Source organism: Herbaspirillum chlorophenolicum, assembly GCF_001189955.1.
Lineage (GTDB): Bacteria > Pseudomonadota > Gammaproteobacteria > Burkholderiales > Burkholderiaceae_D > Herbaspirillum > Herbaspirillum chlorophenolicum.
Genome location: NZ_LFLT01000005.1, coordinates 138,320 through 162,736 on the forward strand (window position 1 = coordinate 138,320; position 24,417 = coordinate 162,736).

The window sequence follows — 24,417 nt, forward strand, 5'->3', positions numbered from 1 at the left end:
TACTTTATCGATATGTCACCTCACATCGATTTGCGCCTGCTGCGCTACTTCATCGCCGTGGCCGAAGAAGGCCATCTGACCAAGGCGGCCCAGCGCATCGGCATCCAGCAACCGCCACTGTCGCAGCAGATCCGCGTGCTGGAGAAGGAACTCGGCGTGACCTTGTTCAACCGCATGCCGCGTGGCATGGAGCTGACCGAAAGCGGCGTCGCCCTGCTGGCCGATGCGCGCGCCATCCTGGCGCAGGTGGATGCCACGGTGGCCGGCGTGCGCCGCATCGCCCAAGGCAAGATGGGACGCATCGCGGTCGGCTTCACCGAATCGGCTTCGCTGCACCCCTTCGTACACTCGGTCATCCGCGCCTTCCGCGCCGCCGCGCCGGATGTCGCGCTGACGGTGGAAGAGAGCAACACCACCGAACTGGTCGAGGCACTGCGCCAAAAACAGCTGGATCTGGCCTTCGTGCGCTCACCCGTAGGCAATGCCACGGGCCTGGTGATGCAAACCATGCTGGTTGAAGACATGATGGCCGCCCTGCCCGCCGGCCATGCACTCGTCGCCGGCCGCCGGCGCCAGCACATTGCCTTGAACGAGCTGGCAGGAGAACCCTTCATTATGACGCGCCGCCCCAGCGGCCCCGGCCTGTACGACACCATCATCGCCGCTTGCCGCGCCGCCGGCTTCAGCCCGCATGTATCGCATGAATCGCGCAAGAACCTCTCGACGCTGTCGCTGGTCGCTGCCGGGCTGGGTGTGGCGGTGATTCCCGCATCCATGACACGGGTGAACCTGGAGGGAGTCTGCTACCTCAAGCTGACCGGTGCCGAGGACTTGAAGGCGCCGTTGCACCTGGCGTACCGGGAAGGCGAAGTCAGCGGCGCAGTGGGATTGATGCGGGAAGAGGCGGCCCGACTGGCCGACCAATAAACCGCGTGCCGTACCTGCCTTCGCAGAGATGACGGCAAATGGGGCGCAGCCAAACTGGAGCCCAAAAGAAAATCGCCGCCGCAACCCAAGTTGCGACGGCGACCGACAATCATCGAACCAGCAAACGGTCAGGTCTTGGGCAGTGTCACGCCATGCTGGCCCTGGTACTTGCCGCCGCGATCCTTGTATGAAGTCTCGCAGATTTCATCGCTCTCGAAGAACAGCACCTGTGCGCAGCCTTCACCGGCGTAGATCTTGGCCGGCAGCGGCGTCGTGTTGGAGAATTCCAGCGTCACGTAGCCTTCCCATTCCGGCTCGAAAGGCGTGACATTGACGATGATGCCGCAGCGCGCGTAAGTCGACTTGCCCAGGCAGATCGTCAGCACGCTGCGCGGAATGCGGAAGTACTCGACGGTACGCGCCAGCGCGAAGGAGTTCGGCGGGATGATGCAAACATCGCCCTTGAAGTCCACGAAGGACTTCTCGTCGAAGTTCTTGGGATCGACGATGGTGGAATTGATGTTGGTGAAGATCTTGAATTCGTTGGCGCAGCGGATATCGTAGCCATACGACGAAGTGCCATAGGACACGATCTTGGCGCCATCGGCGGAGGTACGGACCTGGCCGGGCTCAAAGGGCTCGATCATGCCCTGCTGCTCGGCCATGCGGCGGATCCACTTATCTGACTTGATAGACATGGTGTTTTGACAATCTCTGAAGATGCGCAATTTTACGCGAAAAAGGACGGCGAACCGTTAAGAACCTGTTTTCCCTCAACAATAAGGCCATACTTTGCCACCCCTGCTTCCTGAACGAGCCTTCGTTCAGCGCTGCATGCTCTCCCACACCTTCTGCAGCCGCTTGACCGACACCGGCATCGGCGTCTTCAGCTCCTGCGCGTACAGGGACACGCGCAGCTCTTCCAGCATCCAGCGGAATTCGGTCATTTTGGGGTCGGCGCGTCCGGCGCGTTCTTTCAGGCCGCGCTGGTAAGGCAATGCAACCAGGTTCCATTCGGCCAGCAGGCGCGTGTCGCGCGCGGGGTCGGCGCGCAGCTTGTCCAGGCGTACGTTGATGGCCTTCAGGTAACGCGGATAGTGCGTCAGGTTGGCATAGTCGGTCTCGGCCACGAAACGCTTGCCGACCAGTTGCGCGAGCTGGGACTGGATATCGGCTGCCGCCTGCGCATGCGCCTTGATGCCCTGCAGCTTCTTGGGCAGCGAGTGGTACTCGGCAAGAATCTGGCCGGCCAGGCGTGCGATTTCATTGACCAGCAGGCCCAGGCGCGCCTTGCCTTCTTCCTTGCGCTTGTTGAACTCGTCGGCATTCTTCGGCAACGGATCTTGCAGGAAGGCGCGCTCCAGGCCGGCGTTGAGGATCTGGTCGCGCAATTCCTCCTGCGTGCCCAGCGCCATGAATTGCATGCCCATCTGCTGCAGGCCGGGAATGTTCTTTTCCAGATATTTCAACTGCTCCTTCATCTGCAGCGCAAACAGGCGGCGCAGGCCGGCGTAATGAAAACGCGCCGCCTCGCCCGGATCGTCGAAGACTTCCAGGTCGCAATGCGTCTTGCGGTCCACCAGGGCAGGAAAACCGATCAGCGTCTGCGCCTGCTTGCCGGCGCCGCGCGTGATCTCCAGCAACTCAGGCAATTCGCCAAAGCTCCAGCCGGTCAGGTTGCTGTACTCGCCGACGGAAACCGGCGCCGCAGCGGCGGACGATTGGGTGGCCCCTCCCTGAACCTGCTTTCCGGATTGCGGCTGCGACGCATCGTTGCCCTCATCCTCATCGCGCGGCGCGATCGCCACCTGCTCGGCCAGCTTCTGGAACTGCTGACGCGCCTGGCCGCCGAATTCGGCTTGCAGGGCAGCGAGATTGCGACCCATCTCCAACTGACGGCCATGCTCGTCGATGATCTTGAAATTCATCGCATGGTGCGCCGGCAAGGTCTCTTGCTTGAAGTCGCTGGGCTTGACCAGGATGGTGATCTGGTCGCGGATGTCGGCAATGATGGCGTCGACCAGGTTGCCGCGGCCGAAGATCTTGCGTTCTTCCATGCGCGCGCAGAAATTGGCCGCGTAGTCCGGCAACGGCACGCAATGGCGGCGCAATTTCTGCGGCAGCGACTTGAGCAGCAGATGCACCTTTTCCTTCAGCATGCCCGGCACCAGCCATTCGCAGCGGTCGGCCGAGACCTGGTTGAGCGCATACAGCGGCACGGTCAGCGTCACGCCATCGCGCGTCGCGCCAGGTTCAAAGTGGTAAGACAGCGCCATGGCGATGCCGGCCACGTTCATGGTCTTGGGGAACAGCTCGGTGGTGACGCCAGCCGCCTCATGGCGCATCAGGTCGTCACGGTTGAGATACAGCAACTTGGGATCGCCCGCCGTGGCCTGCTTGTGCCACTTTTCGAAATCGACGCCATTGCAAACCTCGGCCGGCACCAGCTTGTCGTAAAAAGCGGCAATCAGCTCATCGTCCACCAGCACGTCGAGCCGGCGCGACTTGTGTTCCAGGTTCTCGATCTCGCGCACCAACTTCTGGTTGTGCGCGAAGAACGGCGCCCGCGTCTCGAAGTCGCCGCCCACCAGCGCGTCGCGAATGAAGATCTCGCGCGCCTCGTTCGGATTGATGTTGCCGTAATTGATGCGGCGCTGGCTGTACACCACCAGGCCGTACAAGGTGGCGCGCTCGGAAGCGGTGACCTGTGCCGCACGCTTTTCCCAACGCGGCTCGCCCCAGGATTTCTTCAACAGGTGGCCGCCGATCTTTTCCAGCCATTCCGGCTGGATATTGGCCACGCACCGTGCGTACAAGCGCGCGGTATCGACCAGTTCGGCCGCCATCACCCAGCGGCCGGGTTTCTTGGTCAGGTGCGAGCCCGGCCAGATGTTGAACCTGATGCCGCGCGCACCCAGGTATTGGGCATCGTCTTCCGATTTGAAGCCGACGTTGCCGAGCAAGCCGGTCAGCAGCGCCAGATGCAACTGGTCATAAGTGGCAGGCGCTTCGTTGAGACGCCAGCCCTGCTCCTTGACGATGGTGAGCAATTGCGAATGGACATCGCGCCATTCGCGCAAACGCAGCTGCGAAAGGAAGTTCTCGCGGCAATGTTCCTGTAGCTGGCGATTGGACTTCTTGTGCGCAATGGCGTCTTCGAACCACTTCCAGATCTTGAGGTAACTGGCGAATTCGGACTTCTCGTCGGCGAATTTCTTGTGCGCATTGTCGGCCGCATTCTGCGCATCCATGGGACGGTCGCGCGGGTCCTGCACCGACAAGGCGGCGGCAATGATCAGCAATTCGGTCAGGCAGGCGTTATCGCGCGCGGCCAGGATCATGCGGCCCACGCGCGGGTCCAGCGGCAACTTGGCGAGCTGCTTGCCCAGCGGCGTCAAGCGGTTGACGCCATCCTGTTCTTCCACTGCGCCCAGCTCCTGCAGCAGTTGGTAGCCATCGGCAATCGCGCGGCCCAGCGGCGGCTCGATGAAGGGGAACGTTTCGACATCGGTCAGGTGCAGCGACTTCATCCGCAAGATGACCGAGGCCAGCGAGGAACGCAGGATCTCAGGTTCGGTGAACTTGGGCCGCTGCAGGAAATCCTGCTCGTCGTACAAGCGGATACACACACCGGCAGCCACCCGGCCGCAACGGCCGGCACGCTGGTTGGCGGCCGACTGCGCCACCGGCTCGATCTGCAATTGCTCGACCTTGTTGCGGTAGCTGTAGCGCTTGACGCGCGCCAGACCCGCATCGACTACATAGCGGATACCGGGCACCGTCAGCGAAGTCTCGGCGACGTTGGTCGCCAGCACGATGCGGCGCGCATTGCTGATCTTGAAGACGCGCTCCTGCTCCTGCGCCGACAAGCGAGCGAACAATGGCAATATCTCCACGTGCGGCGGATGGTGCTTGCGCAGCGCCTCGGCAGCATCGCGGATCTCGCGTTCGCCAGGCAGGAACACCAGCACGTCGCCGGAACCGATACGGGCCAGTTCGTCGACGGCATCCACCACCGCATCCATCAGGTCGCGCTGCTCGCGGTCCTTCTGCGCCTGCGATGCGCGGCCTTCGGCACGGGCCCGCGCCTGTGCCACTTCGGCGGAGACGCCGCTGCGGTCGGCGTTATCGATCGGGCGATAGCGAATCTCCACCGGATACAGGCGGCCGGAGACTTCGATCACCGGCGCCGGAACTATCTCGCCTTTGACTTCGCGGCCGAAGTGGCGGGCAAAGCGGTCGGCATCGATGGTCGCCGATGTGATGATGACTTTCAGGTCGGGGCGCTTGGGCAACAGCTGCTTCAGATATCCCAGCAGGAAATCGATGTTGAGGCTGCGCTCATGCGCCTCGTCGATGATGATGGTGTCGTACTGGCGCAAGAGCGGATCGGTCTGGGTCTCGGCCAGCAGGATACCGTCGGTCATCAGCTTGACCCAGGCGCCTTTGGACAAGGTGTCGTTGAAACGCACCTTGTAGCCGACCAGTTCGCCCGGCGGCGAATTCAGCTCCTGCGCAATGCGCTTGGCAGTCGACGAAGCCGCGATACGGCGCGGCTGGGTGTGGCCGATCAGCCCTTTTTCACCGCGGCCAAGCTCCAGGCAAATCTTGGGAAGCTGGGTGGTCTTGCCGGAACCGGTCTCACCGCTGACGATAATGACCTGATGTTGCCGCAGCGCCTCGGCGATTTCATGGCGGCGGCCGGAGACCGGCAGCTCTTCCGGGAAAGTAACCGGTGGCAAAGGATTGCGCACGGCAGGCGCAGGATCAGGCCGCGCGGCTTTTCCTGGCTGAACTGGCTTGCGTTGCGGCGGCTTGCCGGAAGGGGGCGGGGATGAAGATTGGGTAACGGACATGAGGCCGACATTATACCCGTCGCAGCCCGTCCGGTCAGGCTGGAAGCGCCTGCCGGGGCTGCCGGCAGATTACCCCCAGCTTGTTTCTGTGTACGGATTCCTTTAGCCGCACCGTACCAATTCCATTCAGGGTTAATCATGTAAAAAAAGAGGCGGATATCTCCGCCTCTTTTCATTCCTGCAATCACCAAATCGCAATCAGAGCTTCTCGGTCTCGCCACTCTTGGGTTGCCATTTCATCAGCCGCTTCTCGATCACGCCCACGGCCAGGTCAAGCACCAGCGCGAAGACCGTTAGCACGACGATACCGGCGAACACGGTGTTGATGTCGAAGGTACCCTCGGCTTGCAGGATCAAGTAACCGACGCCGCGCGCCGAGCCCAGGTATTCGCCCACCACCGCACCGACGAAGGCCAGGCCGATCGAGGTATGCAGGCTGGAGAACACCCACGAGGTGGCCGACGGCAGGTACACCGTGCGCAACAGCTGGCGTGCATTGGCGCCCAGCATGCGGGCGTTGGCCAGCACCACCGGGCTGACTTCCTTGACGCCTTGATAGACGTTGAAGAAGACGATGAAGAACACCAGCGTGACGGCCAGCGCGACCTTGGACCAGATGCCCAGGCCGAACCACATGGCGAAGATGGGCGCGAGGATCACGCGCGGCATCGAGTTGGCGGCCTTCACGTAGGGATCGAGGATGGCCGAGGCGGTCGGCGAAAGCGCCAGCCACAGGCCGATGCCGAGGCCGGAGACGGTGCCGATGATGAAGGCCAGCACGGTTTCGGTCAGAGTGACTAGCAGGTGCGAATAGATTTCAGCTGGGAAGGAAAGCGTGAAGAGGGTAAAGTCGCCAAAGCCCACTTCCAGCGAGCCGCTGCCAACCGTGAACCACTCCCAGATACGCTGCGCGACCTTGATCGGTTCGCCGAAGAAGAAAGCGGTCTGCGGGTTGCGGGTGGCGACGTGCCAGACGACGAGCACTACCAGCAGCACCAGCAGTTGCCAGAGACGGATGTTCTTGTGATTCGGTTTCAGGTATTTCCACATATCGCCCACTCTTTCACGCCACGCGCTTTTGTTGTTGATAGCCCTTGAGCACTTCATCGCGCAGGACGTCCCAGATCTGCTGGTGCAGTTCCACGAAACGCGGATGCGTGCGGATTTCCGCCACATCGCGCGGGCGCGGCAAGTCGATCTTGAATTCGCCGATCGGATGGGTGCCAGGGCCGGCTGCCAGCACGATGACGCGGTCGGACATGGCGATTGCCTCGTCCAGGTCGTGGGTGATGAACAGTACCGCCTTCTTCTTGGCGTTCCATAATTCCAGCACTTCGTTTTCCATCAACTGGCGGGTCTGGATATCGAGCGCGGAGAACGGCTCGTCCATCAGGATGATGTCGGGATCGAGGATCAGCGTTTGCGCCAGCGCCACGCGCTTGCGCATGCCGCCGGAAAGCTGGTGCGGATAGCGGTCGCCGAAGCCTTGCAGGCCCACGCGCGCCAGCCATTGTTCGCCCAGTTGCTCGGCTTCCTTCTCGTCGTGGCCGCGGTATTGCAGGCCGGCGATGACATTTTGCAATGCGCTGCGCCAGGGCATCAACGCCTCGCTCTGGAACATGTAACCGGCACGTTTGTTGATGCTGGTCAGCGGTTCGCCAAATACCTTGACGCTGCCCGAGGACGGTTGCAACAGGCCGGCGCCGACGTTGAGCAAGGTCGACTTGCCGCAGCCGGTGGGGCCGACCACGGAGACGAATTCGCCGGGCGCGATCGCCAGGGTGGTATTGGCGACCGCGGTGTAGCGCTGCGATCGGTCATCCTTCGATATGAAGGTGCAGGTGATGTCGTCGAAAAAGAGGGCTGGGGTCATGACTGGTACGGGCTGTGTGGCAAACCCGGGTTGGTGGATCGTGTGTTGCCTGGTTTTACTGCTGTTCCTGCTTCTTTGGTGCTGCGCTTGCCGATGCATTGCTGCGCTACCGCTTTCCCTTTTGCGCCGCGCCAGATGGACAAATGCCCGTTGCCGGGCATTTGTCGTTCATTCGCGTTGTACGGGAATCAGGCCGTCTTGCGCCTCATTTGTACTTGGCGTTGGCCTTCTCCACGAACGAGTTGGTGAAGGTCTTGGACAAGTCTACCTGCTTGTCGGCCAGCGAAGGTTCGAAGGCCTTGAGCGTGCGCAGCGCGGTGTCCGGGCCGCCCGGCGGGAAATAGCCGTCCGGCGAGATGGCCTGGCGCACCTTCATGAAGGCATCGATATACAGCGAACGGTCGCCCAGCAGGTAGCTTTCCGGCACGGCCTTGATGATGTCGGACGGGCCTGCCTTCTGGATCCACTTCAGCGCGCGCACCATGGCGTTGGTCAGCGCCTGGGTGGTGTTCGGATACTTCTGGATGAAGGCCGTCGGCGCGTACAGGGTAGCTGCCGGCATCGGGCCGCCGAAGACGTCGTTGGTGTCTTTCAAGGTACGGGTGTCGGCGATGATCTTGATCTCGTTGTGCTGTTCCAGCATCGAGATGACCGGGTCCAGATTGGCGATAGCGTCGATCTGGCCGGAGCGGATCGCCGAGATCGCGCCGGCTGCCGCACCCACGCCGATGAAGGACACGTCGGTCGGCTTCAGGCCGGCCTTGGCCAGCACGTAGCTGGCCATGATGCTGGTCGAGGAGCCCGGCGCGGTGACGCCGATCTTCTTGCCCTTCAGGTCGGCCACGGTCTTGTAGTTGGGCATGGTCTTGTTGCTGGCGGCCAGCACGATCTGCGGTGCGCGGCCTTGCAGCACGAAGGCCACGATGGGCTGGTTCTTCACCTGCATGTTGATGGTGTGCTCGTAGGCGCCCGACACGACATCGGCGCTGCCGCCCACCATGGCCTGCAGCGCCTTGGCACCGCCGGCGAAGTCGGAGATTTCGACTTGCAGGCCTTCATCCTTGAAATAGCCGAGCTGTTCAGCGATGGTCAGCGGCAGGTAATAGAACAGGTTCTTGCCACCCACCGCGATCGAGACCTTGGGCTTTTCGAGGGCCTGGGCCGAGGCCTCGCTGTTGAAAGAAAAATAGCCGGCCAAAAACAGGCCCGCAGCGATTGCCAACTGCTTCCAGCTTAATTTCATTATGTCTCCTCCGTGGATTGGTGCTTCGTCTTCGTTCTTGCGGCGTATCAGGCGCGGGAGAGGTTGCACAACGCGCCGTCAGCGGCGTCTGGTCAGTGTCTCCCTGATTGCTGGCCTGTTTTTATCAGATCACGCGATCCTCGCGCAATCGTTTAATTTGGGCATCATCATACCCCAGCGAACGCAGGATTTCATCGCTGTGCGCGCCCAGCTCCGGGCCCAGCCATTTGGTCTGGCCGGGGGTTTCGGACATCTTGGGAGTAATCGCCGGCAACTTGACCGGGGTGCCGTCGGCGAAATGATGCTGTTCGAACATGCCGCGCGCCAGGAATTGGGCATCGCTCATCATGTCCTTGACCGAATAAATCTTGCCGACCGGGACATCGGCCGCCTGTAACGTAGCCAGCGCCTGTTCGATCGTTTGCGTATCGCACCACTGCTGGATCACGGCATCGATTTCCTCGGTGCGCGGCACGCGGCCATCGTTGCGCGCCAGGCCCGGATCGTTGGCCATGTCGTCGCGGCCGATGGCGGCCATCAGGCGCTTGAAGATGGCGTCGCCGTTGCCGGCGATGACGATGTTCATGCCATCGCCGGTGGTGTAGGTATTGGAGGGGACGATGCCCGGCAACGCGCCGCCGGTGCGCTCGCGCACCACGCCGGCGTGGTCGAACTCGGGCACCATCGATTCCATCATGTTGAACACCGCTTCATACAGCGCCACATCCACCATCTGGCCCTGCCCTGCCACGCAGTCGGCGCCGGATTTTCCGTTCCAGCGGCCGCCGGTGACATCGCGGTGGCGCAGCGCCATCATGGCGCCGATCACGCCGTGCAGCGCGGCGATGGAGTCGCCGATGGAAATGCCGATGCGCACCGGCGGACGGTCCGGGTGGCCCGATACGTAGCGGATGCCGCCCATCGATTCGCCGATCGCGCCGAAGCCGGGCAAATCGCGCAGCGGGCCAGTCTGGCCGTAGCCGGACAGGCGCACCATGATGGTGGCGGGATTGAGTTTCTTCAGGGCCTCATAGCCGAGATTCCATTTCTCCAGCACGCCGGGACGGTAGTTCTCGATGATGACGTCGGCTTCCAGCGCCAGTTTGCGGGCGATTTCCTGGGCCCGTTCGTCCTTCATGTTGAGGGTGAGGCTTTTCTTGTTGCGTGCCTGCACCGACCACCACAGCGAAGTGCCGTCTTTCAGTACACGCCACTGGCGCAGCGGGTCGCCGCTCTCGGGCGCCTCGACCTTGATGACGTCGGCGCCGAACTCGGCCAGCATGCGCGAACAGAAAGGGCCGGCAATCAAGGTGCCGAGTTCAAGCACCTTGATGCCCGCCAGCGGGCCGGGACGTGTGGCGTTTTCCGGGTTGGATGCGGTTGTCGTCATTGTTCATGCACCGGATGCTGCGCTCGCGCATGGGGCGCGGTTCCGGTGTTCTCCTCATTTGTCTTATTGCCGGACCGGGCTCTGCGGCCCGCGTCCATGGTTCGTTCCGTGCCTGTGCATCGGTGTATGCGGAGGCTGGCATGTTGCGCCGCCATATTGCCTGACATCGTACGTGCCAGCCGGCAAGCTGCCTATTCTATTGCAGCGGGCAGCCGCTGTCGCGCCTTTCGATATCTTTTACGGGCGCAAAATTTTCATCAAGGAATCCAGAGCGATCAGGTGCTGCGCCGGTCCAGCATGGCGCGCGCGATGGTGCCCGCATCCACGTATTCCAGCTCGCCGCCGACCGGCACGCCGCGCGCCAGGCGGCTGGCCTTGAGGCCGCGCGCCTTGAGCGTCTCGCTGATGTAGTGGGCGGTAGCTTCGCCTTCGTTGGTGAAATTGGTAGCCAGCACCACCTCGGCCACCACGCCGTCCGTGGCGCGGGTGATCAGCTTCTCAAGGTGGATGTCGCGCGGGCCAATGCCGTCCAGCGGCGAGAGGTGTCCCATGAGCACGAAATACAGTCCCTTGTAGGTGAGCGTCTGCTCGATCATCAACTGGTCGGAGGGCGACTCGACCACGCACAGGAGCGTGTGGTCGCGCCGCGGATCCTGGCAGGTTTCGCAGATGACCTGCTCGGTGAAGGTGTTGCACAGTGCGCAATGGCGGATGGTGTCGAGCGCGTGAGCCAGCGACTTGCTCAGCCCGAGCGCGGCGTCGCGGTCATGCTGCAAGAGATGGTAGGCCATGCGCTGCGCGGTCTTGGGGCCGATGCCGGGAAGCCGGCGCAGCGATTCGGTCAGCAGGGTGAGGCTGGAAGGTGTTTTCAATTGCGGTCAACGGAATAGCGGAAGGCTTCCAGCGCTTCCGCCGTCATCGAGGGGACAAATTCGGTTATTTCATACTCGGCCACGCCGGCGATGTAAAAGGGATCGAGTTCTATGATCGCTTCCATTTCGGCACGGTCCGATGCATCAGCCAGGATGATGCCGCCAGTGCGCGGCACCTTGCGGCCCGACATCAGGAACACGCCATCCGCATATTGCTGGTTGAGGAATTTCTTGTGCGCGGTCAGCAAGCTGTCGATTTCGCTCGCCGGTTTCGTGTACGTGATCGAGATAACGAACATGTTCCCTCCACAATGCGGTTCCTGCCATCCTGCTGGACATCGTTACGACAACATTCCCGGCGCCGACGCACGCACATCATCGGACAAGGCGCACCAGCATGCGCGCACTTGCCCTGCCATCGACCGGTCAGAACGGCATCTTGAAGCCCGGAGGCATCGGCATGCCGGCGGTGACACCGGCCATCTTTTCCTGGCTGGTGGCTTCGGCCTTGCGCACTGCGTCGTTGAAAGCGGCGGCGACCAGGTCTTCCAGCATGTCCTTGTCATCTGCCAGCAGCGACGGGTCGATGGAAACGCGCTTGACATCGTTCTTACAGGACATGACGACCTTGACCAGGCCGGCGCCGGACTGGCCCTCGACTTCGATCTGCGCCAGCTGGTCCTGCATTTTCTTCATGTTGTCCTGCATGGCCTGCGCTTGCTTCATCAGACCTGCCAGTTGACCTTTCATCATCGTATTGCTCCTTCATTTCAATTCACGGAATTCTATCTTGTTTGCCCACGGGCCCGGCAAATTCGCCGTCTGCCGTTTCCGGGATCACAAGGGGTGTATCGATCCCGGCACAATCGAGGCGCCGAACTCGCGCATCATGGATAGCACGAAGGGATCGTTCTGCATCTTTTGCTCCGCCTTGCGCTGGCGATCGGCGCGGTCGGCTTCGGCCACCGCGTTGGCGGTATCGGCAACGGCGCCGATCTCGGTGTCCACCCGCACGTCGCGGCCGAAGCGTTCCGACAGTGCCGCTACCAGCTTTTCCACGCTACCGGAGGAACGCAACGTCTCCAGCGGGATGCGCAGATGGAAGCAGACATTGCCGCCAGCCAAGCTTTCGCAGCGCACCAGCTCGCTCTGGAAAGCCATCTGGTGCACCACGCCACGCAGCGGCAGGCTGGCTGCCAGGCCAGGCCAGTGTCCGTCCCAACCGAGTTCGGCGGCGATGCGCACGGTTTCCTGCTTCTGGGCGGGTGTCGCTGCGGGGCGCTGCGGCGCGGCTGGCGCTGCGGGCGGCTGGGGGGCGAAAGCCTCTGCGCTTACGTCTGGCGGGCTGGAGTATTCAGTTTTTTTTTGAGCGTCGAAGCCGGCCGGCATCGCATCCTCTTCCCACGGCGGCATGGAGTCGAATGGCGGCGGTTCCGGCATGGATGACGGCATTTCCGGCGCGGCAGATGCCATAGGCGCCACTGCGAGTGCAGGCGCTGGTGCTGGCGCAGCCGGACGCGGCGCGGATGGCGCCTTGCCATTCTTGCCGACAGATGCCCGCGCGGCCATCAATGCAGCTTCGCGGGCAGAACTCGGTGCAGCGGAGGGGGCTGGCTGCGGCGCTGACACCGGTGTCGCTGGTGCTGCAGCCGGGCGGACGACAGGCGCACTGGCCACCGCCGCCTGTGGCGCCACAAGAGGCGCCGCCTGGCGCGCAGCAGCCGGACGCGGAGCCGGTGCACCACCGGCAGCCGGTACCGGCGACGAGGCGCTTGCGCTGACCGGCCGGAAGGCCAGCATGCGCAGGAGCGTCATGGAAAAGCCGGCATATTCATCGGGCGCCAGGCCCAGCTCATTGCGGCCATGCACGGCAATCTGGTAGAACAACTGCACATGCTCGGGGCTGAATTGGGATGACAGGCGCAGGATGTCTTCGCGGTTGGGCAAATCGTCGGCCAACGCTGCCGGAACGCTCTGTGCCAATGCGATCTGGTGCAGCAAGGTACCCAGGTCCTGCAAGGCGGCGTTATAGGACAGGCTGCGCGTGGCCATGTCGTCGGCCACGCCGAGCAGGGCTGCGCCATCTTGCGCCGCCAGGGCATCGAGGATACGGATCAGGTAGGACTGGTCGAGCGCGCCCAGCATGCCCTGCACTGCTTCCAGCGTGACTTTGCCGGCGGCATAGGCGATTGCCTGGTCGGTCAGCGACAGCGCGTCGCGCATGGAGCCGGAGGCGCCTTGCGCAAGCAGGCGCAGGGCCGGCGGGTCGAATTCGATGCCTTCCTGGTTCAGGATGTTGTCGAGGTGGCCAATGATGTGGCCCGGCGGCATCTGCTTCAGGTTGAATTGCAGGCAGCGCGACAGCACGGTGACCGGGATCTTTTGCGGATCGGTGGTGGCCAGAATGAACTTGATGTGCTCGGGCGGCTCTTCCAGCGTCTTCAGCATGGAGTTGAAGGCGTGGTTGGTCAGCATGTGTACTTCGTCGATCATGTAGACCTTGAAGCGGGCATTGGACGGCGCATAGACCGCCTGCTCCAGCAACTGCGCCATTTCGTCGACGCCGCGGTTGGAGGCCGCGTCCATTTCGATGTAGTCGACAAAGCGTCCGGCATCGATGGCCACGCAAGCCTCGCACACGCCGCAGGGGGCGGCGGTAATGCCGCCGTTGCCATCCGGGCCGACGCAGTTGAGCGACTTGGCCAGGATACGGGAGAGCGTGGTCTTGCCCACGCCGCGGGTGCCGGTGAACAGGTAGGCATGGTGCAGCCGCTGTTGTTCCAGCGCATGCGTCAGCGCGCGCACGACGTGCTCCTGGCCTACCAGGGTGTCGAAACTGCGGGGACGGTATTTGCGGGCGAGAACTTGATAGGACATGACAATGGCTGCGGTCGGCTTTTTGGCTCAGGAGGGCATTTTATTCTATTTCGCCGCCGGCATCGCCTTTGACGTGACCGCGCCCCGCCAAGGCCGGCCCGGTGCGGTGGAAAAACCGCCCCGAACACGCCTGGGCGCCCCTAATGTACGGCGGCGCGGCGCTGCTTCTTTTGTTCGTACATCAGCGCGTCGGCACTTTGCATGAGCGCACCGATGTCCCGATGCGCATCGGCATCGAACTCGACGATGCCCACGCTATAGCTCAATTCGTATTCACGCCGGCGGTGCCGGTTGAATTGCTGCACGGCCTGTTCGAAATGCCCGAGTACCGTCCGCGCTTCATTGATGGAGGTATTGGTGAGAAACACCGAGAATTCGTCGCCGCCCAGGCGGCCGATCACGTCCGACTCGCGGAAGTTTCCGGCCAGCAGCGAAGAGAAATCGGCCAGGGCGATGTCGCCCTCTGCATGGCCGAAACGGTCGTTGATTTGCTTGAACTTATCGAGGTCGAAATACAGCAGGCAGGCTGGGCGGCCGATGCGCTTGCACAGTCCCAGCGCATGCTGGGCCAGGGATTCGAAGCCACGGCGGTTGGACAGCTTGGTCAGGTCATCGATGGTCGCCAGCCTGACCGCAGCCAGTTCCTGCTCCACCATCGCCGCCAAATCCTTGAGCAGCGCGCGGTCGTCGTCGTCGAAGCTCCGTGCCTTCATGTCGACCAGGCACAGGGTGCCAAGCTTGTGGCCGCTCTCGCTTCGGATCGGGCAGCCGGCATAAAAACGGATATAAGGCTCGCCGGTGACCTGCGGGTTGCCGCTGAAACGGTCGTCCAGCGTGGCATCGTTCACCACGGTAATGCCGTCGGACAGGATGGCATGCGAGCAGAAAGAAACGTTGCGCGTGGTCTCGACAATATCCAGCCCCACACAGGATTTGAACCATTGGCGATTAACGTCGATCAGCGTCACGATCGCAATGGGGACATCGAACAGCCGCCGCGCCAGACGGGTCAACCGGTCGAATCGCTCTTCCGGCGGCGTATCGAGGATATGCAGCGAATGCAAGGCCTCGATGCGTGCTGTTTCATTGGGAGGAAACTCGGCGATTTTCATGGTTCGTCTCTTGTAGTTTGGCGGGAGGTACATATACCAATCAATACAAAACTGCACGCCATATTATTTCGGGCCGGTCCACGATTCGTCCGGCAGCCTTGCGGCCAACTGTAACCTCAATTTTTTATGGAAACAAGAATTTGCTCATTGTTATTTCGGCACTTGATGCCGGTAATGCGCCATCAAAACTGTCATCGTCAAACCTTGGCGTCACATCAAAGACAGCAATCCCGTAAAAACGGGATTGCTCAATTACGCGAAGATTACTTGCGGACGGTTTCAGCCTTGTCATCGGCCTGCGCCGACTTGCCGCCCTTGGCCGGCTGGCCGGAAGCGCCCTGCCGGGACTTGCCATTGACGGTCAGGCCATTGGCCGACAACTTGTTCGCGCTCTTTTCCTTGATACCCTTGACCCGCTTCTGCAGATCGTCCCAATCCTTGAAACTGCCGCCCTTCTGGCGCTCATCAAGAATACGCTTGGACATTGCAGGGCCGATGCCGCGCACGCCATCAAGCGCGGCCTGGTCGGCCTTGTTGACGTCCACTTGGGCAAAGGCGAAGCTGGCTGCCATCAAAGAAGTGGCGATGAACAACAGAAATTTCTTCAACATTGTGGGTTCCTTTCAAGGATTGAGGTCGGAAAAACAAAAGGCAGCTGCACCAGGGATGCAACTGCCTTTGCTAACGCGGTCTCAAGACCCGTGTTGACAGAAATATAACGAGAAATAATCGCTGAAAAAACTCAGCCAGCCAGCAATTCCTCACGCGTGACGGTCGCGGTGCCCAGCTTGCCGACGACAATACCGCCAGCGCGGTTAGCCATGGCGACCGCATCGACCAGCGAAGCGCCGGCGCCCAGCATGACTGCCAGCGTGGCAATCACCGTATCGCCCGCGCCGGAGACATCGAACACTTCGCGCGCCATGGTCGGGAAATGCTGCACGTCGCCATCCTGGTACAAACTCATACCCTCTTCGGAACGGGTCAGCAGCAGCGCCTCCAGGTTGAGCGAAGCGCGCAGGTTCTGGGCGCGCATGGTGAGGTCTTCTTCGTTCTTCCACTGGCCGACGATGCGCACCAGTTCGGACTTGTTTGGCGTCAGGATGGTGGCGCCCGCATAGCGCTTGAAATCGTCGCCCTTGGGATCGACCAGGATGCGCTTGCCCAATGTGCGTGCAGCGGCGATCATCTCCGCCACGTTGACCAGGCTGCCCTTGGCGTAATCGGAAAAGACGATGACATCGTAGCTGCCGACCAGCGAATTGAACTGCGTCAGCTTGTCGCGCAGTACGGTGTCGGTCGGCGCTTCCTCGAAGTCGATGCGCACCAGCTGTTGCTGGCGGCCGATCACGCGCAGCTTGACGATGGTGGAAATGGAAGCATCGCGGTTCAGATGGCTGCTGATGCCCATTTCACCCAGCATGTTTTCCACCACACGCGCCGGCTCGTCATCGCCGGTCACGCCCAGGAGCGCCGTCTGCGCGCTCAGGCTGGCGGTATTGCGCGCCACGTTGGCGGCGCCGCCCAGGCGCTCTTCCTTGCGCTCCACGCGCACCACCGGCACCGGCGCTTCCGGCGAAATGCGATTCACCTCGCCGAACCAGTAACGGTCCAGCATGACGTCACCCACGATCAGGATACGGGCGGAACTCCAGGCTGCTGCGATATTCATGCTCATCTTATTGTCCACGGGTAAGAATGGAACGGCCGATGCCGTAATACTCGATGCCGCTGTCGGCCATCACTTGCGGTTCAAACAGGTTGCGGCCATCGAAAATCACGGGGTTCTTCAATGCCGCCTTGACGCGGTCGAAGTCCGGGCTGCGGAAGGCCTTCCATTCGGTCACGATGGCCAGCGCATCGGCGCCCTCCAATGCCGCCATCGGATTGGCCGCGAAGCTGACGCGCTCGAACAGCTTGGCGTCGTCGGCGAAGTCCAGCTTCAGCACGCGCTCGGCTTCCTTCATCGCCACCGGGTCGTACACCGAAACGGTAGCGCCGCGGCGCACCAGCTCGTCCACCAGTACGCGCGACGAGGCTTCGCGCATGTCATCGGTATTGGGCTTGAAGGCCAGGCCCCAGATTGCGAAGCGCTTGCCCGACAGGTCATCGCCGAAGCGCTTGACCACTTTCTTGCCCAGCACATGCTTCTGGAAATCGTTGACCTGCTCGACCGCACGCAGGATCAGCAAGTCCTGGTCGTAGTCGCGCGCGGTGCGCTCCAGCGCTTGCACGTCCTTCGGGAAGCAGGAGCCGCCGTAGCCGCAGCCGGCATACAGGAAGCTGTGGCCGATGCGTGGATCGGAACCGATGCCGTGGCGCACAGCCTCGATGTCGGCGCCGACCTTGTCTGCCAGGTTGGCCAGTTCGTTCATGAACGAGATGCGGGTAGCCAGCATCGCGTTGGCGGCGTACTTGGTGAATTCTGCGGAACGCACGTCCATCCAGAAGGTGCGTTCGTGGTTGCGGTTGAAGGGCGCGTACAGTTTCTTCATCAGCGCGTAGGCGCGCTGCCCTTCGGGCGTCTGGTCGTGGCCGATGACAATGCGGTCGGGGCGCATGAAGTCTTCTACCGCCGCGCCTTCCTTCAGGAATTCGGGATTGGAGACCACCGAGAAACCGGCGCCGGACTTGCCGCGCTTGGCCAGCTCATCCGCAATGGCCGCTGTCACACGGTCGGCAGTGCCGACCGGCACGGTGGACTTGTCGACCACCACTTTGAAGCCGTCCATGTAGCGGCCGATGTTACGGGCTGCCGCCAGCACGTATTGCAGGTCGGCGGAACCGTCTTCATCGGGAGGCGTGCCGACGGCGATGAACTGGATCTCGCCATGCGCCACACTGGCGGCGATATCGGTGGAAAACTGCAGGCGGCCGGCGGCACGGTTGCGTGCCACCACATCTTCCAGGCCCGGTTCATGGATCGGGATGCCGCCGTTGTTGAGGATATCGACCTTGGATTGGTCGACGTCCAGGCAAAACACGTCGTTGCCCAGTTCAGCCAGGCAGGCGCCAGTCACCAAGCCTACATAGCCGGTGCCGATAATAGTGATTTTCATGATGGATCCAGGTTCAAAAAGTTGGCGCGGACGCCTCAGTTCATGACATTCAGCTCTTCAGTGCGGCGCGGCGGGTAGGTTTCCCAACGACTGCAGCCGGGGCACTGCCAGTAGAACTGGCGCGCCTTGAAACCGCAGTGGCTGCACTGGTAGCGGGCCAGTTTCTGCGTATAGCCGTGCACCAGCGTCTTGACCACCGACAGCTCCGGCCGCACGCTCAGCGGCGCGGTCATCATGCGCGCCTCCAGGAACTTGTCCAGGCCCAGCAGCGTGGGTGTGCGGCGCAGCTCTTCACTGACCAGGTTGTTGGCCGCTTCCACGCCCTCGGCATCGAGCACGGCCTTGAACACCACTTCCAGCAAGTCGATGGAAGGCGCTTCGGCCAGGTAGGCGCGCAGCAGGTTGATGCCTTCCTGCGGGCGGCCGATGGCGAGGTAGCCGTCCATCAGTCGCTGCGCCACCAGCGCCGTATGCGGCACGCTCTGGTGTTCGACCCGGCGCCAGGCTTCCAGCGCGCCTTCGATGTCGCCCTTGGCGCGCAAGGCATCTCCCATCAGCATGGTGGCGCGCACGCTCTTGCGGTCGGCGGCCAGCGCCTTGTCCAGCAGCGCCATGGCGGCGTCGGCATTGGTGCGCACCAGCTCATCGGCGGCCAGTTCGCAATAGAACTGGGCAATCTCGCGCTGGCGGCCGCCGGCGCCGGTGGCTTGCAGGATCTCGGCGGCGGAAATGGCGCGCGTCCATTCCTTTTCGCGCTGGTAGATTTCCAGCAGCGCACGGCCGGCCTGGGCGCTGTATTGCGTATCGATCAGCTTGTTGAAGCTCTCTTCGGCGCGATCCAGCAGGCCGGCCTTGAGGTAATCCTGGCCCAGCTCATACAGCGCATGGCCGTGGTGTTCGGCCGGCAGGTCCGGGCGCGCCAGCAGGTTCTGGTGGACGCGAATGGCGCGTTCGGTCTCGCCGCGGCGGCGGAACAGGTTACCCAATGCGAAATGCAGGTCTACCGTTTCGGGATCGAGCTTGACGATTTCGATGAAGGCGTCGATGGCCTTGTCGGGCTGTTCGTTGAGCAGGAAATTCAACCCCTTGAAATAGCCGCGCGGCAATGTGCGCGACTCGGACAACAGTTGGTTGATATCAACCCGCGCGGCAATCCATCCCAATCCGAAGAAGACAGGAATACCGAGCAACCACCAGAATTCAAATTCCATGACGAGAGGGGAAAATTAGAGGATGTGCTGCGCCGTGATCACGCTGTCGGGCTGCGGCGGCTGCGCTTGCACCTGGGCGATCTCTTCCTGTTGCTTCTGGATCTGCGTCAGCGCCTTCTTGTAGCGTGCGGCTTCGCGGCGATGGCGGAATACGATGGGCGTCATGGCCAGCACGCCAAGGATGGCGCCGACTACGAAGAACGCAAGCAGGACCAGGACCAGCGGGTCGGTGCGCTCATAGCCGAGGAAGAAATGCAGCGTGACTTCCTGGGTATTGCGCAGCGCGAAGAAGAAGAAACAGACGAACAGGATGGCCGCGATCAACCGGGAGATTATTTTCATGGCGCTTATCCTTTTTTTGACTGGTCGATTGATGGTGCGAAGCTTGTCCATGCGCCTTGCGTCCGTTAAGGACACCTTGAAGCGACGCATGCCAGAGACGTAACGAAATTGTACGTGAAAAAAAACGGCATCCAAAGATGCCGTTCATTTTGTTGATAAGCCTTTACACCCCTCACCGGAAGGTTTCAGGGCCAGGCCGACCAACGGATGTTGCTCAAGTACCACCTGCGGGACAATGACAACCGGTTCAATCCTCTCGGATAGGCTGGCCGACCATCGCATCCACACGCTCGCGCAATTCCTTGCCCGGCTTGAAGTGGGGAACCCGTTTTTCAGGAACCATCACCTTGTCGCCGGACTTGGGATTGCGGCCGATACGCGGCGGACGGCGATTCAGCGCAAAGCTGCCGAAACCACGGATCTCGATACGCTGGCCGGTCGCAAGCGCGTCCACCATCGCATCGAGTATGGTTTTGACCGCGTAATCCGCATCCTTTGCAACCAGTTGCGGATAACGCTCAGCCAAGCGGGCAATCAGCTCCGACTTTGTCATGTGGCCCGAAGAATCAGTTCTTGTTATCGAGCTTGGCCTTCAGCAGCGCGCCCAGGCTGGTGGTGCCCGAAGCAGCGTTGGAGTCAGCCGACATCTTCTGCATGGCTTCCTGGGTCTCGGCGTTGTCCTTTGCCTTGATCGACAGTTGGATGCTGCGTGCCTTGCGGTCGATGTTGATGACCAGGGCTTCGACGGCGTCGCCAACCTTCAGGTGGGTACCGGCATCTTCCACGCGGTCGCGGGAGATTTCGGATGCACGCAGGTAGCCTTCGACTTCATCGTTCAGCTGGATCACGGCGCCCTTCGGCTCCACCGACTTGACGGTACCGGTCACGATCGCACCCTTGTCGTTCAGGGCGGCGAAGTTGTTGAACGGGTCGCCTTCCAGCTGCTTCACGCCCAGGGAAACGCGCTCGCGCTCGACGTCGATCGCCAGCACGACAGCTTCCAGTTCGTCGCCCTTCTTGAACTTGCGCACGGCTTCTTCGCCAGCTTCGGTCCAGGACAGGTCGGACAGGTGCACCAGGCCGTCGATGTTGCCGGTCAGGCCGATGAACACGCCGAAGTCGGTGATCGACTTGATCGAACCCTTGACCTTGTCGCCCTTCTTGTGGCTCACAGCGAAGTCGTCCCAAGGATTCGGCTTGCACTGCTTCATGCCCAAGGAGATACGGCGACGCTCTTCGTCGATTTCCAGAACCATGACTTCGACTTCGTCGCCCAGCTGGACAACCTTGTTCGGGGCCACGTTCTTGTTGGTCCAGTCCATTTCGGAGACGTGCACCAGGCCTTCGATGCCTTGCTCGACTTCAACGAACGCACCGTAGTCGGTCAGGTTGGTGACCTTGCCGAACAGGCGGGTGCCTTGCGGGTAGCGACGCGACAGGCCGGTCCACGGATCGTCGCCCAGTTGCTTGACGCCCAGCGAAACGCGGTTCTTTTCTTGATCGTACTTGAGGACCTTGGCGGTGATCTCTTGGCCAACCGACAGGACTTCCGACGGGTGACGCACACGACGCCATGCCAGGTCGGTGATGTGCAGCAGGCCATCGATGCCGCCCAGGTCGACGAACGCACCGTAGTCGGTGATGTTCTTGACGATACCGGTAACGACGGTACCTTCCTTCAGGGTTTCCATCAGCTTTGCGCGCTCTTCGCCCATCGAGGCTTCGATCACGGCGCGGCGCGACAGCACCACGTTGTTGCGCTTGCGGTCCAGCTTGATGACCTTGAATTCCAGGGTCTTGCCTTCGAACGGGGTGGTGTCCTTGACCGGACGGGTGTCGACCAGCGAACCCGGCAGGAAGGCGCGGATGCCGTTGGTCAGGACAGTCAGGCCGCCCTTGACCTTGCCGTTGACGGTACCAGTGACGATCTCGCCGGACTCCATCGCCTTTTCCAGCGAGAGCCACGATGCCAGACGCTTGGCCTTGTCGCGCGACAGGATGGTGTCGCCGAAGCCGTTTTCCAGCGATTCGATCGCAACGGAGATGAAGTCGCCGACATTGACTTCAACTTCGCCGTTGTCGTTCTTGAATTCTTCAACAGGGATGAAAGCTTCCGACTTCAGGCCGGCGTTCACGATCACGAAGTTGTGGTCGAGACGGACGACTTCTGCGGAGATGACTTCACCCGAACGCATGTCCTGACGCGACAGCGATTCTTCAAACAGAGCAGCAAATTCGCTGGCGGTATCAACACCTGCAGCGATAACGGTAGTGGTAGACATATGAGAAAAAGAAAGATTTTGCCAATATTCGTTGATGCAATCAGACCGCCTTGCACTGCCGCCCTCGTTGCCGGGATGACATGAAATATTGGGTTAGGTTTATCAACACCCGCCAGACTTTGCATCTGCCGGGCACCAATGGCACTACGGGTACTACAACTTGCATTCCACCCTATATGCGCCCGCCACGCCGATAAATCAAGCGTGTCAGTGACCCAGGGCAGCGTACCAACTGAGTACCTGCTGCACCGCTTCATCAGCGGTCATATCGGAAGTATCCAGGTGATATGCGCCTTCCGCCGGCTTCAAAGGCGCTGACGAGCGATTCATGTCGCGTTCGTCCCGTTCCTTCAAATCCCTCGAAAGGTCGTCGATATTAGCAGAAAATCCCTTGTCAATCAATTGCTTATAACGCCGGGATGCCCGGGCCGCCACACTGGCGGTCAAAAACACCTTCAGGCGGGCATTCGGAAAGATCACCGTGCCCATGTCGCGCCCGTCCGCCACCAGCCCGGGAGGCCTGCGAAAGCCCAGCTGCAGGCCGTACAAAGCCTGGCGAACCGTTGTCAATGCCGCAATCTTCGATGCGGTGTTACCGACCTCCTCAGCCCGGATGGCCTGGGTTACATCCTCGTTGGCGAGAAAAATGTGGGCGCCGTCGAAATGGCAATGCAGGTGCTCGGCCGCCTTTGCCAGCGCGTGCTCGTCGTTGAGCGCGATATCGCGCCGCAAGACCGACAGCGCCGTCAGGCGATACAGCGCCCCCGAATCCAGATAATGGAAGCCCAATTGCTGGGCCACTTTCTGGGCCACGGTGCCCTTGCCGGATGCGGTCGGGCCATCGATGGCGATAACCGGGATCTTTGCCTTTTCCATTCAAACCTGTCTGAGAAAATAATTTACGTAAATAGCGGGCACAACCCGTAAAAAGGGTTTATCAGATCAAGGTTTGCTCGGCAATCCTTTTGAAGACCGCGAAGTAATCAGGGAAAGTCTTGGCCACGCATTTGGGATCATTGATGCGGACATGGTTGCCGCGGCGCAACGCACCATCCAGCGATGCCAGCGAGAAACACATCGCCATGCGGTGATCGTCATAGGTATCGATGGCAGCCGTGCCGATTGCGGCGGGCGGCGTTACCTTGAGGTAGTCCGCCCCCTCCTCCACCTCGGCGCCCAGTTTGCGCAGCTCGGTGGCCATGGCCGCAAGGCGGTCGGTTTCCTTGACGCGCCAGCTGCCGATGTTGCGCAAGGTACTGGGGCCATCCGCGTACAGCGCGGCCACCGCAATGGTCATGGCGGCGTCGGGGATGTGGTTGAAATCGGCGTCGATGGCTTTCAAAGGGCCGTTGGCCGACGCCTCGATCCAATTTTCGCCCATGCTGATGTTCGCGCCCATTTGCTGCAACGCTTCGACGAAACGCACGTCGCCCTGGATGCTGTCGCGGCCGACGCCTTCGACACGGATCGGCCCGCCGGCAATCGCTCCGGCCGCCAGGAAATAGGAGGCCGATGAGGCATCGCCCTCGACGTGGATGCTGCCCGGGCTGCGGTAGTGCTGACCCGGCTTGACCGTGAACTGCTGCCAGCCCTGGCGCTCGACCTCGACGCCAAAGCGGCGCATCAGGTTCAGCGTGATCTCGATATAGGGCTTGGAAATAAGCTCGCCCACCACCTCGATCGACATCGGCTCATCGCGCGCCATCAAAGGAGCGGCCATCAGCAGTGCCGTCAAAAACTGGCTGGAGACGTTGCCGCGTACCTTCATGCGATGCGAGTTGAGCGTGCCGCGGCGGATATGCAGCGGCGGATAACCGGGGTTGCCGGTGTATTCGATGCGCATGCCGACCGCATTGAGCGCGTCGACCAGGTCGCCGATCGGCCGCTCATGCATGCGCGGTACGCCATGCAGCGTGTAGTCGCCGCCCAGTACCGCCAGCGCCGCCGTCAATGGACGGATCGCGGTGCCGGCATTGCCCATGAACAGGTCGGCCTGGTGCACCGGCAGCACGCCATTGACGCCATGCACGATGTAATCCTGGGTTCCCTCGACCTGCTCCCATTTCACACCCAGCGTCTGCAAGGCCATCAGCATGACCAGCGTGTCGTCGGATGCCAGCAGGTCGAAGATGCGGGTGGTGCCGCCGGACAACGCCGCCAGCAGCAGGATGCGGTTGGAAATGCTCTTGGAGCCCGGCAACTTGACCGTGCCCTGCACATGCGGCACCGGCGCGAGATCGATATGGCGGGGGTAGGAAGGCTGTTTCATCGGGATTGGGAATGAAGGTTGATCGTCACAACCGCCGCATGTGCGACGGATGATGCATTGTAGCCGCGGCGGGCGCGGCCTTAGAGCGTGTTGATGATCTCGTC

The 24,417-nt window shown here is 61.6% G+C and carries 21 protein-coding genes; 1 reads left to right on the forward strand and 20 read right to left on the reverse strand.

Translation table 11 applies throughout. The annotated features are described in order from the left end of the window. Positions 1 to 12: 12 nt before the first annotated feature. A complete protein-coding gene (locus AKL28_RS05490; RefSeq protein WP_050467053.1) occupies positions 13 to 927 on the forward strand; it encodes a LysR family transcriptional regulator in 915 nt (304 codons plus the stop codon). 128 nt (positions 928 to 1,055) lie between these two features. Here AKL28_RS05490 and dcd read toward each other — a convergent pair whose 3' ends face one another. From dcd to aroA, 20 genes are all read right to left on the reverse strand, one after another. Further along, on the reverse strand, positions 1,056 to 1,625 hold the full coding sequence (gene dcd, locus AKL28_RS05495; protein ID WP_050467054.1) for a dCTP deaminase: 570 nt from the start codon (positions 1,623 to 1,625) through the stop codon (positions 1,056 to 1,058). Positions 1,626 to 1,751: 126 nt separating this feature from the next. After that, a complete protein-coding gene (hrpA, locus tag AKL28_RS05500) occupies positions 1,752 to 5,783 on the reverse strand; it encodes an ATP-dependent RNA helicase HrpA (RefSeq protein ID WP_050467055.1) in 4,032 nt (1,343 codons plus the stop codon). A 198-nt stretch (positions 5,784 to 5,981) separates the two neighbouring features. Then, positions 5,982 to 6,833: an ABC transporter permease gene (locus tag AKL28_RS05505; RefSeq protein ID WP_050467056.1), complete on the reverse strand. Its 852-nt coding sequence runs from the start codon at positions 6,831 to 6,833 to the stop codon at positions 5,982 to 5,984. Positions 6,834 to 6,846: 13 nt separating this feature from the next. Continuing rightward, positions 6,847 to 7,656: an ABC transporter ATP-binding protein gene (locus tag AKL28_RS05510; protein WP_050467057.1), complete on the reverse strand. Its 810-nt coding sequence runs from the start codon at positions 7,654 to 7,656 to the stop codon at positions 6,847 to 6,849. A gap of 205 nt (positions 7,657 to 7,861) precedes the next feature. Continuing rightward, a complete protein-coding gene (locus AKL28_RS05515; protein ID WP_050467058.1) occupies positions 7,862 to 8,899 on the reverse strand; it encodes an ABC transporter substrate-binding protein in 1,038 nt (345 codons plus the stop codon). Between the two features lie 124 nt (positions 8,900 to 9,023). Beyond that, a complete protein-coding gene (locus AKL28_RS05520; RefSeq protein ID WP_050467059.1) occupies positions 9,024 to 10,289 on the reverse strand; it encodes a CaiB/BaiF CoA transferase family protein in 1,266 nt (421 codons plus the stop codon). 275 nt (positions 10,290 to 10,564) lie between these two features. After that, on the reverse strand, positions 10,565 to 11,161 hold the full coding sequence (gene recR, locus AKL28_RS05525; protein WP_050467060.1) for a recombination mediator RecR: 597 nt from the start codon (positions 11,159 to 11,161) through the stop codon (positions 10,565 to 10,567). Continuing rightward, positions 11,158 to 11,460: a YciI family protein gene (locus tag AKL28_RS05530; protein ID WP_050467061.1), complete on the reverse strand. Its 303-nt coding sequence runs from the start codon at positions 11,458 to 11,460 to the stop codon at positions 11,158 to 11,160. The genes recR and AKL28_RS05530 overlap by 4 nt, the downstream gene beginning before the upstream one ends. A 127-nt stretch (positions 11,461 to 11,587) precedes the next feature. Further along, on the reverse strand, positions 11,588 to 11,914 hold the full coding sequence (locus AKL28_RS05535) for a YbaB/EbfC family nucleoid-associated protein (RefSeq protein ID WP_050467062.1): 327 nt from the start codon (positions 11,912 to 11,914) through the stop codon (positions 11,588 to 11,590). An 84-nt stretch (positions 11,915 to 11,998) separates the two neighbouring features. Then, complete coding sequence (locus AKL28_RS05540; protein WP_050467063.1) at positions 11,999 to 14,038, reverse strand: DNA polymerase III subunit gamma/tau; 2,040 nt, start codon at positions 14,036 to 14,038, stop codon at positions 11,999 to 12,001. Positions 14,039 to 14,178: 140 nt separating this feature from the next. After that, on the reverse strand, positions 14,179 to 15,150 hold the full coding sequence (locus tag AKL28_RS05545) for a sensor domain-containing diguanylate cyclase (protein WP_050467064.1): 972 nt from the start codon (positions 15,148 to 15,150) through the stop codon (positions 14,179 to 14,181). Between the two features lie 263 nt (positions 15,151 to 15,413). After that, positions 15,414 to 15,761 (reverse strand): ComEA family DNA-binding protein, encoded by a 348-nt coding sequence (locus AKL28_RS05550; RefSeq protein WP_050467065.1) that lies wholly within the window; start codon positions 15,759 to 15,761, stop codon positions 15,414 to 15,416. A gap of 131 nt (positions 15,762 to 15,892) precedes the next feature. Beyond that, positions 15,893 to 16,828, reverse strand: coding sequence for a D-glycero-beta-D-manno-heptose-7-phosphate kinase (gene rfaE1 / locus AKL28_RS05555; RefSeq protein WP_050467066.1), 936 nt, complete (start codon positions 16,826 to 16,828; stop codon positions 15,893 to 15,895). Between the two features lies 1 nt (position 16,829). Next, positions 16,830 to 18,209, reverse strand: a complete 1,380-nt coding sequence (locus tag AKL28_RS05560) for a UDP-glucose dehydrogenase family protein (protein WP_050467067.1) — start codon at positions 18,207 to 18,209, stop codon at positions 16,830 to 16,832. Positions 18,210 to 18,244: 35 nt separating this feature from the next. Continuing rightward, positions 18,245 to 19,420 carry a lipopolysaccharide assembly protein LapB gene (lapB, locus tag AKL28_RS05565; RefSeq protein WP_050467068.1) on the reverse strand — a complete coding sequence of 392 codons (1,176 nt, stop codon included), beginning with the start codon at positions 19,418 to 19,420 and terminating at the stop codon, positions 18,245 to 18,247. A 15-nt stretch (positions 19,421 to 19,435) separates the two neighbouring features. Beyond that, the gene (locus tag AKL28_RS05570; RefSeq protein ID WP_050467069.1) at positions 19,436 to 19,762 is read right to left on the reverse strand and encodes a LapA family protein; all 327 of its coding nucleotides are present in this window, start codon (positions 19,760 to 19,762) and stop codon (positions 19,436 to 19,438) included. A gap of 247 nt (positions 19,763 to 20,009) precedes the next feature. Next, a complete protein-coding gene (locus AKL28_RS05575; RefSeq protein ID WP_006462119.1) occupies positions 20,010 to 20,315 on the reverse strand; it encodes an integration host factor subunit beta in 306 nt (101 codons plus the stop codon). Positions 20,316 to 20,328: 13 nt separating this feature from the next. Beyond that, positions 20,329 to 22,044, reverse strand: a complete 1,716-nt coding sequence (gene rpsA / locus AKL28_RS05580) for a 30S ribosomal protein S1 (RefSeq protein WP_082221371.1) — start codon at positions 22,042 to 22,044, stop codon at positions 20,329 to 20,331. Positions 22,045 to 22,251: 207 nt separating this feature from the next. Continuing rightward, positions 22,252 to 22,920 carry a (d)CMP kinase gene (gene cmk / locus AKL28_RS05585; RefSeq protein WP_050467071.1) on the reverse strand — a complete coding sequence of 223 codons (669 nt, stop codon included), beginning with the start codon at positions 22,918 to 22,920 and terminating at the stop codon, positions 22,252 to 22,254. A gap of 61 nt (positions 22,921 to 22,981) precedes the next feature. Continuing rightward, positions 22,982 to 24,313, reverse strand: a complete 1,332-nt coding sequence (gene aroA, locus AKL28_RS05590) for a 3-phosphoshikimate 1-carboxyvinyltransferase (protein ID WP_050467072.1) — start codon at positions 24,311 to 24,313, stop codon at positions 22,982 to 22,984. Positions 24,314 to 24,417: the final 104 nt, after the last annotated feature.

What these genes read in the sequence shown, in the direction of transcription:
- AKL28_RS05490 (WP_050467053.1), top strand. Translation starts at nt 13, where the DNA reads ATGTCACCTCACATCGATTTGCGCCTGCTGCGCTACTTCATCGCCGTG.
- dcd (WP_050467054.1), bottom strand. Translation starts at nt 1,625, where the DNA reads ATGTCTATCAAGTCAGATAAGTGGATCCGCCGCATGGCCGAGCAGCAG.
- hrpA (WP_050467055.1), bottom strand. Translation starts at nt 5,783, where the DNA reads ATGTCCGTTACCCAATCTTCATCCCCGCCCCCTTCCGGCAAGCCGCCG.
- AKL28_RS05505 (WP_050467056.1), bottom strand. Translation starts at nt 6,833, where the DNA reads ATGTGGAAATACCTGAAACCGAATCACAAGAACATCCGTCTCTGGCAA.
- AKL28_RS05510 (WP_050467057.1), bottom strand. Translation starts at nt 7,656, where the DNA reads ATGACCCCAGCCCTCTTTTTCGACGACATCACCTGCACCTTCATATCG.
- AKL28_RS05515 (WP_050467058.1), bottom strand. Translation starts at nt 8,899, where the DNA reads ATGAAATTAAGCTGGAAGCAGTTGGCAATCGCTGCGGGCCTGTTTTTG.
- AKL28_RS05520 (WP_050467059.1), bottom strand. Translation starts at nt 10,289, where the DNA reads ATGACGACAACCGCATCCAACCCGGAAAACGCCACACGTCCCGGCCCG.
- AKL28_RS05530 (WP_050467061.1), bottom strand. Translation starts at nt 11,460, where the DNA reads ATGTTCGTTATCTCGATCACGTACACGAAACCGGCGAGCGAAATCGAC.
- AKL28_RS05535 (WP_050467062.1), bottom strand. Translation starts at nt 11,914, where the DNA reads ATGATGAAAGGTCAACTGGCAGGTCTGATGAAGCAAGCGCAGGCCATG.
- AKL28_RS05540 (WP_050467063.1), bottom strand. Translation starts at nt 14,038, where the DNA reads ATGTCCTATCAAGTTCTCGCCCGCAAATACCGTCCCCGCAGTTTCGAC.
- AKL28_RS05545 (WP_050467064.1), bottom strand. Translation starts at nt 15,150, where the DNA reads ATGAAAATCGCCGAGTTTCCTCCCAATGAAACAGCACGCATCGAGGCC.
- AKL28_RS05550 (WP_050467065.1), bottom strand. Translation starts at nt 15,761, where the DNA reads ATGTTGAAGAAATTTCTGTTGTTCATCGCCACTTCTTTGATGGCAGCC.
- rfaE1 (WP_050467066.1), bottom strand. Translation starts at nt 16,828, where the DNA reads ATGAGCATGAATATCGCAGCAGCCTGGAGTTCCGCCCGTATCCTGATC.
- AKL28_RS05560 (WP_050467067.1), bottom strand. Translation starts at nt 18,209, where the DNA reads ATGAAAATCACTATTATCGGCACCGGCTATGTAGGCTTGGTGACTGGC.
- lapB (WP_050467068.1), bottom strand. Translation starts at nt 19,420, where the DNA reads ATGGAATTTGAATTCTGGTGGTTGCTCGGTATTCCTGTCTTCTTCGGA.
- AKL28_RS05570 (WP_050467069.1), bottom strand. Translation starts at nt 19,762, where the DNA reads ATGAAAATAATCTCCCGGTTGATCGCGGCCATCCTGTTCGTCTGTTTC.
- AKL28_RS05575 (WP_006462119.1), bottom strand. Translation starts at nt 20,315, where the DNA reads ATGACAAAGTCGGAGCTGATTGCCCGCTTGGCTGAGCGTTATCCGCAA.
- rpsA (WP_082221371.1), bottom strand. Translation starts at nt 22,044, where the DNA reads ATGTCTACCACTACCGTTATCGCTGCAGGTGTTGATACCGCCAGCGAA.
- cmk (WP_050467071.1), bottom strand. Translation starts at nt 22,920, where the DNA reads ATGGAAAAGGCAAAGATCCCGGTTATCGCCATCGATGGCCCGACCGCA.
- aroA (WP_050467072.1), bottom strand. Translation starts at nt 24,313, where the DNA reads ATGAAACAGCCTTCCTACCCCCGCCATATCGATCTCGCGCCGGTGCCG.